Origin of the sequence: Pseudoxanthomonas beigongshangi, assembly GCF_016820515.1 — a bacterium.
In the GTDB taxonomy this organism is placed as follows: domain Bacteria; phylum Pseudomonadota; class Gammaproteobacteria; order Xanthomonadales; family Xanthomonadaceae; genus Pseudoxanthomonas_A; species Pseudoxanthomonas_A beigongshangi.
Genome location: NZ_JADHDV010000006.1, coordinates 43,129 through 56,378 on the forward strand (window position 1 = coordinate 43,129; position 13,250 = coordinate 56,378).

Here is a 13,250-nt window from a genome sequence, read left to right on the forward strand (position 1 = left end):
TCAGCGCTTGAGCTCGAAGACCGCCCGGACGTTCTCGCGGTATTCCACGGTGGGCTGGACGTAGCGCCCGGATGCGCTGCTTCCGGTGACGGTGACTGCGTCCAGCATTCGACCCCGGTATCCGAACTCCACCTGCGAGGTGACACTGTCAATGCTGTAGATGGGGCCGAGTGCAGCACCGAACGCTACGGAAGTGTCGCGTGCCTGCGCGTGCGCATTCTGGATGGCCTTGCGCTTGGCCTCGGCGCGAAACTCGGCCGCACGCGAGGACTCAAACTGAAGGTTGCGGAAATTCGTGGCACCCGCAGCGAGTCCCGTGTCAATCAGATCATTGAGCTGATCGATCCGCGTCAGCAGCACGGTGACGGTCCGGCTGGCCTCGTAACCATTGGAAACCCGCTTTCCGGAGTCGGTGTAGTCCACGTCCTCGGAAGCCTGCAGGCTTCCCGCCTCGATGTCCCCGTCCGCGATGCCGAAGCGGGAAAGCGCTTCAAGCAACCGGTTGACTCCCTGATCCACGGCCTTCTTGGCGGGGAGCGGCTGCGCGGCACGGGATTCGAATTGGAAACTCAGGCGAGCATTGTCGGGTTTGGCGGTGACCTCGCCTGCGCCCGACACCACGATGTGCGGCGTGTCGGGAAGCGGAGTACCGGCGAAGGTGGGAGCGGCGAGGATGAACAACAGGGCAAGAAAAACCTGACGCATGAAAACTCCCTTTCCAGCGAAGTGGATGAACCCGTTCTATTTTTCCTTGCGCCAGTTGATCGAGCCACGGCTCTCGATCGTGCTGGACTCGATTTCGATGTCGAAGCCCTTGCGCAGCAGGTACTTCAGCGTCACCGCGGAACCCGAGCCGACCATCGAAACGCCGTAGCTGACATACAGCCGCGGCGAAAGGTACTTGCCGACGCCGAACACCGAACCGCCCAGCGTGCGCGATTCCAGCACGCCGGCGTCGTCCAGGCCAATCTTGGCGCCCAGCTGCGAGGCCAGCAGGCCGGCGCCCGCCGACAGCGCCGAGGAGGCGGCGTTGATGCGCTGGCTTTCGTCGCTGCTGGCGCTGTTGAGCGAGCGACCCAGCACCAGGTAAGACAGTGCCTCGGATTCGGAGCTGGCCGGATCCGACCACACCTTCGCACGCGGTTGGCTGGCGCGGCCGGTGACGTCGATACCGGCGGTGACACCCGCGCTGATCACCTCGCGCTGGGCGCGGATGTTGATGCGCGGATCACTCACCGCATTGTTGCTCCAAGTCAGCTCGCCGCGGGTGATCTGCAGCTTCTGTCCGTAGGCCTCGTAGCGTCCGTCCACGTCCAGCCGGCCCGTCGCGACCATCTCGCGGCCCAGGCGCGAGCGCACCCGCATGTTGCCGCCCAGCGTGCCTTCCAGCCCGTAGCCCTTCAGCGCGACCTTGTCGCCGAGGGTGATGCCCAGATCCAGATCCAGCCGCGAACTCGGCGTGCGTTCCGGATCCGCCGGATCCAGCACCACCACGTCCTCGGATGCGGAAACGCCATCGTCGAGTTTTTCGACGTCGATGCTTGCCGACGGTACGGTGACGTCGCCACGCACCTGGATTGTGTTGTCGGCGAAGCCGACCTGGATATCGGGCGAGGCGATGGCGCGCAGATCGGTGGTGTCGGACACCAGCACGTTGTCGCCGCGCACGTTGAATTGCAGCGGCGTGGTGTCGTTGTTCCAGCCCAGGCTGCCGTCGACCCGCAGCACGCCTTCGCCGGACTTCACGCTGCCGTCGATGCGCGCGCTGCCGTCGGCCAGCGCGACCAGGCGGGCGGTGCCGTCGGTGAGGGTGATGCCCAGCGCGGGCAGTTCGCCGGTGAACTCGGTCAAATCCGCTTCGCCGGTGAGCGCCGGGCGGCCACGGGTGCCGGCCAGGCCGATGTGGCCGGCCAGCTTGCCGCGCGGGCGTACCAGGTCCGGCGAGAACAGTTCCAGCCAGAACAGCCGCGAGTTGTGGAAATACAGATCGCCACGCAGCGGCGAGAACTCGTCCCAGCCGGTGTTGACGGTCGCGTCGACGTAACCGTTGCCCTTGAAGCCGCTGCCCAGCCGCGCCTGGATGCGCTGCGGGTTGAAGTCGGCGTCGAAGGTGAAGTTGTCGTAGCTGATCAGCTCGCCGCGCGCGTTGTTGCCCAGCTTCATGCCGCCTTCCAGCGAAGCCAGGTGGACCTTGCCTTCCCAGGCGTTGCCGCGTGGCCGCAGGCTGGCGTCGAGGGCCAGGTTGCCGCGCAGGACCAGCGGGCGGCCGCTGTTCTGCGGCAGCCACGGATGCACCAGCGTGAGCGGCAGCGAATCCGAATGCAGGCTCAATCCCTGGCGCGGCCAGTCGGCCTCGGCGCACAGCGCGCCACCGTCGTTCGAAACCAGGCAGGTACTGCCCAGCGTCCAGTTGGCGCCGCGCTGGGCGAACCGGGCCGGCTGCTGCAACTGCCATGCGCTGCCCTTGGACGGAGCGATGCGCAAGGCATCCAGTCCGCCCTGCCAGTTTTCGCCGCGCCGCTGCGCGCTGCCCGTCAGGGCGATCGCGCCCATCGGATTGCGGGCATCGGCGTCCACCCGCAGGTCCTCCACCGCGCCGCGCGCATCCAGGCGCAGCTCGTCCAGCACCATGCCGACGTTCACCGCGTTCGCGCGCACCGCCAGTTCGCCGTTGCCGCTGCGCCAGGGCAGACGTCCGCGCAGGCTGACGATATCGGCGCTCCAGTCGTTCCAGCGCAGCTGGTTGCCGGACAGATCGGCCTCGATGTCCGGCGCCGTGCGCGCGCCGGTCAGCTTGACCGTGCCCTGCAGGGTACCGCTGCCGGTGGGCAGCAGATCGGCCAGGTGCAGCGGCGACAGCGAAGCATCCACCGCGAGCCGATCGCCGACCTTGCCCTTGGCCTGCACGCGGCTGCCGCCCAGCGTCATCGCCAACTGGCCCTCGCCGTCCTCGCCGTGCAGCGCGAACTTGCCACGCGCATCCAGCGGCCGCCCACGCAGCCGGCCCGCCAGTTTGGGCAGATCCAGGGTGGCGTCGAAGCCGCCGGCCTCGCGCGCCTGGCCCTGGCTGCTGAATTCACCGGACAGGTTGCCGTCCCAGTCGGCCAGGAAATAGCCGGGATCGAAGCCGGCCAGCTTCGCTTTCATGTCCCACTTCAGGACCGGCGTCCACGCCACTTCGCCATCGGCATCCAATTGGCCGGTCGGCATCTTCGCGCGCAGCGTCTTCACCGTGGCGCGCTCGCCGTTGCCGGCCGCATCGAATTCGACCTGCGCCTTCTCGCCGGCGCGGGTGAAGCCGGCCTTGCCGACCGCCGCCCAGTTCTCCAGTTGGCCGGCCACGCCCAGATCGGCGTTGGCGCCGATGGCGGTCTCGGCGCTGTCGCCCCAGCGCAGGCCACGCGCGTTGACCGCGAACCGGAACTGCGGATTGGCCGGATCCTTGAAGTCGGCGCGCCCGCGCAGAGTGGTGATGCCTTCGAACGCGCGCACGACCAGCGGTTCCACCGTCAGTACCTCGTCGGCGATGGCCACCTGCGAGGGATCGATCACCAGCGTGGTCTGATCCTGGACCACGCGGCCCTGCAGCGTTGCCTTGCCGCCCGCGCCATCGGCTTTCAGATCGAAGGCGAGCGGCAGGCTGTCCTCGGTGACGGCCAACGACGCCAGATCCAGCAGATCGGTCTTGCCGGTGAAATGCCAGGTCGGATTCTCGGCGCCCTGCAGGGTGAGCAGCACCCGCACCGGCGCGGGTGCGTTGCCGGCGAGCGCCATCTCCATCTTGTTGATGTCGCCGCGCGCGACCAGGCCCAATCGAGCCGGGGCCTTGCCGGCCGGTGCGGGGAACACGCCGGTCGCGATCAGGTCGGTGCGGTAGCCCTTGCCCGGTGCATAGCTGCCATTCGCGTTGAAGCGGCCGCGGTCGGTGTCGAGCGCGAGCTTCTCGGCGGTGAAGTAGCCGTTGCCGATATCGATGCCGCCACGCCCGCGACGGATGTCGATTACCGGTTCGCCGGCCTGGGAAATCCTGAACCCGTCGATGACCAGGGTGTCGGCCTGGATCGCCAGCGGCATCTGGATCTGCGGCAGCGATTCGGGCCAGCGAGGCAGTTCGAACGGCTCGTCGCTTTCCGGCACGTCCAGGGTCGCATTGCGGATCTCCAGCGCGTCCAGCCGCAGGCGCTTGCCCAGCAGCGGACGCAGATCCGGATCCAGGTACACGCGCTCGGCGGTGAAATGGATCTTGTCCCAGCGGAAGTCGACACCGTGCAGGGTCAGCGGTCCGGCCAGCGGACCTTCGACCTTCTTCCAGGTCAGCGAGGAGTTGGCCGGCAGCCGCGCCACCACCTGCGCCAGCAGCACATCGCGGCCGGCCACGGTCTGCAGCAACCAGTACAGGCCGAAGCACAGCAGCAGGACCAGCACGCCGGTGCCGATCGCGCTGCGGATGGCGAGCACGCGCATGCGCGCCCGGCGTCGCGCCCGCAGTTCGGCGATGCGGGCTTCGCGCTCTTCCGGGGTGATGTCGTCGGCGGGCCGGCTCACAGGTCGGTTCCGATGTTGAGGTAGATCTGGAATTGCGAATCCGGGTCGTTCAGGCCGTGCGCCAGATCCAGCCGCACCGGGCCGATCGGCGAACGCCAGCGGAAGCCGACGCCCACGCCGGTGCTCAGGTCCGGCATGCCGCCGTCGAAGGCGCTGCCGGTATCGACGAACACCGCGCCGCCCCACGGACCGCCGCCGGGGTAGTACTCGTACTCGGCGCTGGCGGTGACCACGTTCTTGGCGCCCAGCGCGTACTTGCCGATGCGCGGGCCGACTTCGCGCCAGGCATAGCCGCGGATGCTGCGGTCGCCACCGGCGAAGAAGCGCAGCGAGGGCGGCATCCCGACCAGGCTGCTGGTGAAAGTGTGGCCATACTCGCCACGGAAAATCAGCGCGCTGTTGCGGCCGAACTCGCGCGACCAGCGCGCGCGGATGTGCGCCTGCAGGAAGCTGGCATCGGAGCCGGCGCCTTCCACGCCGCCGCGCAGCAGGACCGAGCCGGCCAGACGGTCGGGGCGGTTGGAACCCACCGGCGCGTTGAGGTAATCGGCCTGCAGCGAGGGATAGGTGAACGTGGCGTAGCGGTATTCCGGCGATTCAAGATCGTTGCCGTCCTCGTCCTCGTAATACGCCCAGCGCTCGCGCAGCGCGTGGATCGAGGCGACGGCGGTCCAGTCCTCGTTGATCTGGCCGCTGCGGCTGCCGATGAATTCGATGTGGCGCAGATCGATGTAGTCGGTCTGCTCGTCGCTGGCCTGCACCGCGAGGGTGTACCAGCCGTCCAGCCACTTGAAGGCGGGAATGCGGTACTGGGTGAGCAGGGTCTTGCGGTTCTGCGCGTAGTCCAGCTGGGTGGACAGCTTGTGTCCGCGCGAGTTGAGGTAGCGCCGATCCACGCCCATGCGGATACCGGCGCCGCTCTCCGAACCATAGCTCACGCCGGCGGTGTAGATGGTGCGCTTGGCCAGGCTGAGGTTGACGTCGATCGGCACGCGGCCGTTTTCCGCCTTGTCCGGATTGGCCTGGATATCGATGTTGCTGAAGTAGTCGAGCCCCACCAGCGACTCGCGCAGGCGATCCAGCTTGCCCTGGTGGAAATAGCTGCCTTCCTCCCAGTACACCAGCTTGTCCAGCAGTCCGGGTTCGAACTTGCTCTGGTGGAAGGTGGTGGGCCCCATGTCGTAGCGGATGCCGCTGACCCAGGCCAGGTCGATGTCGGCCGCATGCTCGGCGCGGGTGACTTCCACCCGGCGCTGGGTGAAGTCGGCGTCGAAATAGCCGCGATCGGCCAGGCGCCGCACGATCTTGAGCTTGCTGGCTTCGTAGGTGGTGTGATCGAAAATCTCGCCCGTGCGCGGCGCGAACGCGGCCAGATCCTCCTTCAGGTAGCGATCGTCGCCGCCTTCGCCGTCGATGCTCAGGCTCGAACGCCGGACCCGCACCGGCTCGCCCTTGGATACGCGGATGACCACCTCGACCCGTTCGTTTTCTCCATCGCCGGTACGGTTAGCCTGCACCTGGATGTCGGGCGAGTAGTAGCCGAAGGGTTCCAGCGCCTCGCGCGTCTGCGCCACGGCTTCGTTCAGCAGGTACTCCAGCCGCGATTCGCCCAGGCGCTTGCCGATCGTGTCGTTCAGCGACAGGGCGACGTTGATGTTCTCGACCATCGCCTCGTCCTCGACCCCTTCGATGCGGACCTTGTCGATGGTTGCCGCGGCCCAGGCGGAGCCACTGGCGGCAAGCAAGGCGATCAGGGTGGCGAGGGGGACGATTCGTCGCATGCGGGCAGGATAACCGGCGAAGGGATTTTCGGGTTAAAGGAACATGAGGGGCTCGTTCGGACCTCGATGCGATGGTCCGGACCGATGCTGAATGATGGAGCCCGTCGCGAAGGGCGATGGCCGTGGATCAGGGAAGCTTCGCCACCGGCGGTTGCATCGAGGGCCGCGCGTGCATGGCGGCGATGCCAGGCCTCCCCGCGGGCGCGGGGAGGCCGTCGGATCAGACCGAGAGATGTTCGATCGCGGCGACCGCGCGGAAACGATCGGCCAGGCGCTTGAGCAGGGCCAGGCGATTGGCGCGGATGGCCGGATCGTCCGCGTTGACCATCACGTTGTCGAAGAATGCGTCCACCTGCGGACGCAGGCGCGCCAGCCGGTTCAGCACGCTGACGTAGTCGTGATGGTGCAGGGCGTCGTCGGTGTCGCCCAGCGCGGCCTCCACCGCTTCGGCCAGCGCGCTTTCCGCCGGCTCCTTCAACAGCGCGCGATCCTCCATCGCCGGAATCGCGATGTCGGCCTTCTTCAGGATGTTGTTGATGCGCTTGTTGGCGGCGGCCAGCGCTTCGGCTTCCGGCAGGCTGGCGAAGGTGCCGATCGCATCCAGGCGGGTGTCGAAGTCGTACAGCGAGGCAGGCTTCAGTTCGGCGACCGCGTTGAAGTGCGCGGCCGGCACGCCCTTGTCGGCGTAGTAGCCGCGCAGGCGATCGAGGATGAAGTCATAGAGTTCGGACGTGTCGGCCTGCACGCCGCGCGCGGCCAATGCCTGGTTGGCATGGGTGAGCAGTCTGGGCAGATCCAGATTGAAGCCGGATTCGATCACCGTGCGCGCCAGGCCCAGCGCATTACGCCGCAGGGCGAACGGATCCTTGTTGCCGGTCGGCTTCAGGCCCGCGGCGAAACCGCCGGCCAGGGTGTCCAGGCGCTCGGCGATGGCCAGCACCTTGCCCAGCGGCGAGAGCGCGATGTCGTCGCCGGCAAAGCGCGGCTGGTAGGCCTCGTCGATCGCCAGCGCGATCTCCTTCGGTTCACCCGCCGCCAGCGCATAGTGGCGGCCGGCGATGCCCTGCAGTTCCGGGAATTCGTTGACCATGCGCGACTGCAGATCGTTCTTGCACAGTCCGGCGGCGCGACGCGCCTCGGCCGGATCGGCGCCCACCTGCGGGGCAATCGCCTCGGCCAGCGCCGCCACGCGCGCGGCCTTGTCCGCCACGCTGCCCAGCTTGGCCTGGTAGGTGACCGTCTTCAGGCCCTCGCCCATCGACGCCAGGCCCTGCTTGAGATCCTCGTCGAAGAAGAACTTGGCATCGGAGAAGCGCGGACGGATCACGCGTTCGTAGCCCTTGCGGACTTCGGCGGGATTGCGCGATTCGATGTTGGCGATGCCGATGAAGTGTTCGGTCAGCTTGCCGGTCTCGCCGAGCACCGGGAAGAACTTCTGGTTGATCTCCATGGTTTCGATCAGCGCTTCCTGCGGCACCGCCAGGAACGCCGGTTCGAAGCTGCACAGCACCGCGGTCGGCCATTCGGTCAGGCAGACCACCTGTTCCAGGTTGTCGTCGGTGACGCGGGCCACGCCACCGGCCTGGTGCGCCGCCGCTTCCACCTCGGCGACGATGCGCTGGCGGCGCTCGCCGGCGTCGACCAGCACCCGCGCCGCGCGCAGCGCGTCCACGTAGTCGCCCGGCTGGCCGATCCAGACCGGCTTGTCATGCTCGAAGCGGTGGCCGCGGCTCATGCGGTCGGCCTTCACGCCCAGCACTTCGGCGTCAACCACGTCGCCCCCGAGCAGCAGCACCAGCCAGTGCACCGGGCGGGCGAAGGCGTAGTCGTGATCGCCCCAGCGCATCGGCTTGGGGATGGGCATGGCGGCGATGGCTTCGCGCACGATGTCCGGCAGCAGGCCGGCGGTCTTCACGCCCGGCTTGATCGCGCGGTGGACGAAGCGCTCGCCCTTGCCGTCGGTGGTGCGTTCCAGTTGGGTCCAGTCGAGCCCGGCCTTGGCGGCGAAGCCCTGCAGCGCCTTGGTGGGTTCGCCGTTGGCGTCCAGCGCGATGTTGAGATACGGCCCCAGCACTTCCGATTTCTGTTCCAGCTGCTCCACCGCCACGCCCGGCAGCAGCACGGCCAGGCGGCGCGGCGTGTACAGCGGCTTGGCGTCGCCGCGCTGGAAGTCGATGCCGCGCTTTTCCAGCGCGCCGAGCACGCCGTCGAAGAAGGCCTGCGCCAGTCCGGGCAGCGCCTTGACCGGCAGTTCCTCGGTACCGAGTTCGATCAGCAGGGATTTTTGTTCGCTCATGTTGTGCAACCTGGTGTCTTGCCTGTCCCGCTTCGAAGCGGTGGGTAGGGCACGGGGCTTGCCCCCATCCGCCCTTCGGGCACCTTCCCCCGCGGGCGGGGGAAGGACGTGTGTCATGGAGTCCGGTTTTTCAGTCCGGGAAAGCCCAGTTTCTCGCGTTGCGCGTGGTAGGCCTCGGCGACCGCCTGGGCCAGCTTGCGCACGCGCAGGATGTAGCGCTGGCGTTCGGTCACCGAGATCGCGCGGCGCGCGTCCAGCAGGTTGAAGCTGTGCGAGGCCTTGCAGACCTGTTCGTAGGCCGGCAGCGGCAGGCCCGCCTCGACCAGCTTCATCGCCTCGGCCTCGCAGGCGTCGAAGCGGTGGAACAGCTCGGCGACGTCGGCATACTCGAAGTTGTAGGTGCTCTGCTCGACTTCGTTCTGGTGGTAGACGTCGCCGTAGGTGACGATGCCCTGCGGTCCCTCGGTCCACACCAGGTCGTACACGTTGTCGCAGTTCTGCAGGTACATGCACAACCGCTCCAGGCCGTAGGTGATCTCGCCCAGCACCGGCCGGCATTCCAGGCCGCCGGCCTGCTGGAAGTAGGTGAACTGGGTGACCTCCATGCCATTGAGCCAGACTTCCCAGCCCAGACCCCAGGCGCCGAGGGTCGGCGACTCCCAGTTGTCCTCGACGAAGCGCAGATCGTGCACGCGCGGGTCGATGCCCAGCGCCTTCAGCGACTCCAGGTACAACTCCTGGATGTTGTCCGGATTGGGCTTCATCACCACCTGGTACTGGTAGTAACGCTGCAGGCGGTTGGGGTTCTCGCCGTAGCGGCCGTCGGTGGGACGGCGGCTGGGCTGCACGTAGGCGGCGTTCCACGGCTCCGGGCCGAGCGCGCGCAGGAAAGTGGCGGGATGGAAGGTGCCGGCGCCGACCTCCAGGTCCAGCGGCTGGATCAGCACGCAGCCCTGCGCGGCCCAGTACTGGTTCAGGGTCTGGATGAGGCCCTGGAAGGTGACGGCGGGGGTTGAAGTGGCGGCCATCGGCTTATCGTGCACTGCGGAAAAGCGGGCTAGTATACGGGGGAACCCCCGCCCCACCTTCGTTTGCCCGCCGTGGACGTTCCCCTGAAAGCGCCTTTCCTCATCGTCGAAACCGGCCAGCCGGTGCCGTCGATGCGGCGCTATGGCGGCTTTCCGCACTGGATCCGGGTGGCGGCCGGACTGGAGGCGGACGAGGCGGTGGTGAGCAACGTCGAGCGTGGCGATGCGCTGCCGCGCCGCGAGGGGTTCGCCGGGGTCATCGTCAGTGGCTCGGCGGCGATGGTCACCGACCGCGCCGACTGGAGCGAGCGCAGCGCCGACTGGCTGCGCGAGGCCGCCCACGAAGGCGTGCCGGTGCTGGGGATCTGCTACGGCCACCAGTTGCTGGCGCACGCGCTGGGCGGCGAGGTCGCCTACAACCCGGCCGGGCGCGAGTCCGGCACGGTGACCATCGATCTGCATCCGCACGCCGACGCCGATCCGCTGTTCGCCGGGCTGCCGGCCAGCTTCGCCGCCCACGCGACCCATGTGCAGACGGTGCTGCGGGCGCCGGACGGCGCCACCGTGCTGGCCCGCTCCGAGCAGGACCAATGTCATGCCTTTCGCTGGCGGGACCGGGCCTGGGGCGTGCAGTTCCACCCCGAATTCGCCACCCACCACATGCGCGGCTACGTCCACGCGCGCGCCGAACACCTGCGCAACGAGGGCCGCTGCCCCGGCAGCATCGCCCGCGGCGTGACGGCGGCGCCGCAAGCCCGCAAACTATTGCGGCGCTTCGTCGCGCACGCGCGCGGGCTGCACGCCCGCTGAGCTTTCCTTCAACGGATTACCGATGAGCACGATCAACAAGGTGCCGGCCAGCGCCGGCGCGGAATGGCTGCTGGGTGGATTCGCGCTGCTGCGCCGCGCGCCGGTCGCGCTGGGCACCCTCGCGATCCTGTGGGGCCTGGGCTCCACGGTGCTGATGGCGCTGGCGGGCGCGACCGGCCTGACCGTGTTGCTGTACGCCGCGCAGTTCCTGTTGATCCTCGCCGGTCCGTTGTTCTTCGGCGCGATGATCTGGGCGGCGCGGGAAGTGGATCAGGGCCGCCCGGCCCAGCCCGCCCATCTGCTGCAGCCGATCCGCGACGGCCACGGCCCCGCGCTGCTCGCCACCCTGCTGCCGCAGGTAATCGCCTCGTTCGCGCTGGGCCTGCTGCTGCTGGCGATGATCGGCCCGGATCAGCTCAAGCACCTGGGCGAGGTGTGGGTGCAGATGCAGACCGTCGCCGCCGAGGGCGGGCAGCCGGATCCATCGTTGGTCAAGGATCTGCCGGCCGGCCGCCTGCTGCTGTGGCTGCTGCTGGTGGCCATCACCTTCGTGGTCATCAAGTGGATGACCTTCATCGCCGCGCCGCAGATCCTGTTCACCGGCACCGACGCGATCGGCGCGATGCGCAACAGCCTGCGCGCCTGCCTGCACAACTGGACCGCGATGCTGGTGTTCTACCTGCTGGCGGGCATCGCGATTTTCGCCATCACCTTCGGATCGCTGCTGCTGGTGGCGATCCTGCAACTGATCACCGGTCCGGTCATCGCGGTGCTGCTGTGGCAACTGGTACTGCTGGCGGTGCTGACGCCGGTGCTGGCTGGTGCCATGTATACGGCGTGGCGGCAGATGATGACGACGGCGGGTTCGGCCGCACCCTCCACGGCCCCCGCCACCACGCACATCGAAGTCTGATTCCGGGTAGACCGCGCCATCAGGCGCGGTGCCCGGTTCCCAGGTATTCGGCGCTCTGCATTTCGATCAGGCGCGAGGCGGTGCGCTCGAATGCGCCCTGCAGGCGCTCGCCCGTATACAGATCGGTCGGCACGGCGTCGGCGGTGCAGACCAGGTTGACCTGGCGGTCGTAGAGTTCGTCGATCAGGTTGACGAAACGGCGCGCGGCGTCCTCGTTGAGCCGATCGAAGCGCGGGATCCCGCCCAGCAGCACGGTGTGGAACTCGCGCGCCACCTCGATGTAGTCGGTGGTGCCGCGCGGGCCTTCGCAGATCGCGGCGAAGTCGAACCAGACAATGCCCTTGCCGCGCCCGCGCACCGGAATCCGGCGATCGTCAATGACGATGTTGCCGTCGCGGGTCGCGCTGCCGGCGCTCAGTTCCTTCCAGCGTTCGCACAGCCAGGCATCCGACTGCGCGTCCAGCGGGGCGCGGTAGACCGGCGAGCGGGTCAGCGCGCGCAGGCGATAGTCCTCCGCGCCGATGGCGTGCACTTCCACGCAGTACTTCTGCAGGAGGGCGATCGCCGGCAGGAAGCTGTCGCGCTGCAGGCCATCCTTGTAGAGATTCGCGGGTGCGGTGTTGGAACTGGTCACCAGGGTCACGCCCTCGGCGATCAGGCGTTCCAGCAGGCGTCCCAGCAGCATCGCGTCGCCGATGTCGGTGACGAAGAACTCGTCCAGCACCAACACGCGCAGGCGATCCCGCCATTCCTGCGCGATCTTCGCCAGCGGGTCGCTCTGTCCGGCGTGTTCGCGCAGGCGTTCGTGCACGCCGCGCATGAAACGGTGGAAGTGGGTGCGGTACTTGCCGCCTTCCGCGCGCGTCGAATCCGGATGGAACGGTTCCAGCGGCAGGCCGTCGTAGAACAGGTCGATCAGGAAGGTCTTGCCGCGGCCGACGCCGCCCCACAGGTACAGGCCGCGCACCGGCTCGGGTTTCTTCCAGAACGAGGACAGGCGATCCAGCCAGCCATCCTGCGCATCTTCGAGCAGGGCCAGGTGGATCCGATCCAGTTCGCGCAACGCGTCGTACTGCGCCGGATCGTCGCGCCAGCGGCCTTCGGCGACGCCGCGCGCATAGGCCTGCGACGGCGTCGGGGGCACCGGGGTATCGCCGTCCGCCATCACGCCTCCGGCAACCAGGCTTTCATCGCGTGCTTGATCGCCCCGCGCAGGTCCATCAGCTTGCGGTGGAAGAAATGGCTGGTCTCGGGCATGCGGATCAGCTCCGGCGGATTCCTGAGCTTGTCGATCCAGTCGTAGACCGCTTGCGGCTCGACGATCTCGTCCTGCTCGCCCTGGATCACCAGCCACGGACAGGACGGTGGTTCGATGGCGGCGAAATCCCAGCGGCCCGCCGGTGGCGCGATCGAAATCAGCGCGTCGGGCTTGAGCGCTTCCGCGCTGCGCAGCGAGACGTACGCGCCAAAGCTGAAACCAGCCAGCCACAGCCGCGTCCCCGGTCGATGCGCGCGCACCCATTCGACCACCGCCTGCAGATCCTCGGACTCGCCATCGCCATGGTCGAAGTTGCCGGCCGAGCCGCCGGTGCCGCGGAAGTTGAAACGCACCGTCACCGCGCCCAGCTCGCGCAGGCTGCGAGCGGTCATCACCACCACCTTGTTGTGCATGGTGCCGCCCTCGGTGGGCAGCGGATGGCAGACGATCGCGGTCAGCGGCAGCGCGGTGACGTCGTCGTCCGGCCACTCGACGGCGACCTCCAGCGGACCGACCGGGCCGGGCAGTTTGAGATTGGCGGTCTGGCGGGGGAAATCGGGTGTCGACATGGCTACATGATAAGGCTTCGCCCCGTCCGCGCCGGTCCGCATGCGGGCGC

Annotated in this window: 9 protein-coding genes; 2 read left to right on the plus strand and 7 right to left on the minus strand. The window is 68.0% G+C overall.

The genetic code is table 11. The annotated features are described in order from the left end of the window. The 5 genes from IQ458_RS06135 to glyQ form a co-directional block, all read right to left on the minus strand. Entirely contained in the window at nucleotides 1-705 is a 705-nt protein-coding gene (locus IQ458_RS06135; RefSeq protein ID WP_203322235.1) for an SIMPL domain-containing protein, read from the minus strand. 36 nt (nucleotides 706-741) lie between these two features. Beyond that, entirely contained in the window at nucleotides 742-4,464 is a 3,723-nt protein-coding gene (locus IQ458_RS06140; protein WP_203322305.1) for a translocation/assembly module TamB domain-containing protein, read from the minus strand. 77 nt (nucleotides 4,465-4,541) lie between these two features. After that, a complete protein-coding gene (locus tag IQ458_RS06145) occupies nucleotides 4,542-6,326 on the minus strand; it encodes an autotransporter assembly complex protein TamA (protein ID WP_183640174.1) in 1,785 nt (594 codons plus the stop codon). Nucleotides 6,327-6,546: 220 nt separating this feature from the next. Continuing rightward, the gene (gene glyS / locus IQ458_RS06150; RefSeq protein ID WP_203322236.1) at nucleotides 6,547-8,622 is read right to left on the minus strand and encodes a glycine--tRNA ligase subunit beta; all 2,076 of its coding nucleotides are present in this window, start codon (nucleotides 8,620-8,622) and stop codon (nucleotides 6,547-6,549) included. A 113-nt stretch (nucleotides 8,623-8,735) separates the two neighbouring features. Continuing rightward, nucleotides 8,736-9,650 carry a glycine--tRNA ligase subunit alpha gene (glyQ, locus tag IQ458_RS06155; protein WP_183640179.1) on the minus strand — a complete coding sequence of 305 codons (915 nt, stop codon included), beginning with the start codon at nucleotides 9,648-9,650 and terminating at the stop codon, nucleotides 8,736-8,738. 84 nt (nucleotides 9,651-9,734) lie between these two features. Here glyQ and IQ458_RS06160 point away from each other — a divergent pair, with 84 nt between their 5' ends. Together IQ458_RS06160 and IQ458_RS06165 are read left to right on the plus strand one after the other, a co-directional pair. Further along, nucleotides 9,735-10,460: a glutamine amidotransferase gene (locus IQ458_RS06160; protein WP_192198387.1), complete on the plus strand. Its 726-nt coding sequence runs from the start codon at nucleotides 9,735-9,737 to the stop codon at nucleotides 10,458-10,460. A gap of 22 nt (nucleotides 10,461-10,482) precedes the next feature. Then, nucleotides 10,483-11,373, plus strand: coding sequence for a BPSS1780 family membrane protein (locus IQ458_RS06165; RefSeq protein WP_203322237.1), 891 nt, complete (start codon nucleotides 10,483-10,485; stop codon nucleotides 11,371-11,373). A 19-nt stretch (nucleotides 11,374-11,392) separates the two neighbouring features. Here the strand turns inward: IQ458_RS06165 and zapE are convergent, their stop codons facing one another. Both zapE and IQ458_RS06175 read right to left on the minus strand, forming a co-directional pair. Continuing rightward, the gene (gene zapE, locus IQ458_RS06170; RefSeq protein ID WP_203322238.1) at nucleotides 11,393-12,538 is read right to left on the minus strand and encodes a cell division protein ZapE; all 1,146 of its coding nucleotides are present in this window, start codon (nucleotides 12,536-12,538) and stop codon (nucleotides 11,393-11,395) included. Beyond that, nucleotides 12,538-13,200 carry an alpha/beta hydrolase gene (locus IQ458_RS06175; RefSeq protein WP_203322239.1) on the minus strand — a complete coding sequence of 221 codons (663 nt, stop codon included), beginning with the start codon at nucleotides 13,198-13,200 and terminating at the stop codon, nucleotides 12,538-12,540. Before IQ458_RS06175 ends, zapE begins: the two co-directional genes overlap by 1 nt. Between the last annotated feature and the right edge of the window lie 50 nt (nucleotides 13,201-13,250).

What these genes read in the sequence shown, in the direction of transcription:
- IQ458_RS06135 (WP_203322235.1), bottom strand. Translation starts at nt 705, where the DNA reads ATGCGTCAGGTTTTTCTTGCCCTGTTGTTCATCCTCGCCGCTCCCACC.
- IQ458_RS06140 (WP_203322305.1), bottom strand. Translation starts at nt 4,464, where the DNA reads ATGCGCGTGCTCGCCATCCGCAGCGCGATCGGCACCGGCGTGCTGGTC.
- IQ458_RS06145 (WP_183640174.1), bottom strand. Translation starts at nt 6,326, where the DNA reads ATGCGACGAATCGTCCCCCTCGCCACCCTGATCGCCTTGCTTGCCGCC.
- glyS (WP_203322236.1), bottom strand. Translation starts at nt 8,622, where the DNA reads ATGAGCGAACAAAAATCCCTGCTGATCGAACTCGGTACCGAGGAACTG.
- glyQ (WP_183640179.1), bottom strand. Translation starts at nt 9,650, where the DNA reads ATGGCCGCCACTTCAACCCCCGCCGTCACCTTCCAGGGCCTCATCCAG.
- IQ458_RS06165 (WP_203322237.1), top strand. Translation starts at nt 10,483, where the DNA reads ATGAGCACGATCAACAAGGTGCCGGCCAGCGCCGGCGCGGAATGGCTG.
- zapE (WP_203322238.1), bottom strand. Translation starts at nt 12,538, where the DNA reads ATGGCGGACGGCGATACCCCGGTGCCCCCGACGCCGTCGCAGGCCTAT.
- IQ458_RS06175 (WP_203322239.1), bottom strand. Translation starts at nt 13,200, where the DNA reads ATGTCGACACCCGATTTCCCCCGCCAGACCGCCAATCTCAAACTGCCC.